1 protein-coding gene is annotated in these 306 nt (G+C 65.0%); it reads left to right on the forward strand.

Annotated features, from left to right (window positions below; translation table 11 throughout):
- A partial coding sequence (locus PO768_RS29185; RefSeq protein WP_272648851.1) for an integrase core domain-containing protein occupies positions 1-266 on the forward strand: 266 nt, incomplete at its 5' end.
- Positions 267-306: the final 40 nt, after the last annotated feature.

The raw sequence follows: 306 nt of genomic DNA on the forward strand, positions 1-306 counted from the left end.
CCGAGGCCGGCATCGAGCCTTCCGTGGGCTCCAAGGGCGACAGCTACGACAACGCGCTGGCCGAGACGATCAACGGCCTCTACAAGGCCGAGGTCATTCACCGGCGCGGGCCGTGGAAGACCAAGCAGGCAGTGGAACTGGCGACGCTGGAATGGGTGGCCTGGTTCAACCATCACCGGCTGATGGGGCCACTGGGCCACGTCCCGCCTGCGGAGTTCGAAGCCAATTACCATCGTCAACGCGCTGGTCAGGCCGCGACCGTCTGACTTAAACCAACTGGCCTCCGCGGAAGCCGGGGCGATTCAA

The sequence above is a fragment of the Paucibacter sp. XJ19-41 genome, assembly GCF_028462495.1.
Lineage (GTDB): Bacteria > Pseudomonadota > Gammaproteobacteria > Burkholderiales > Burkholderiaceae_C > Roseateles_E.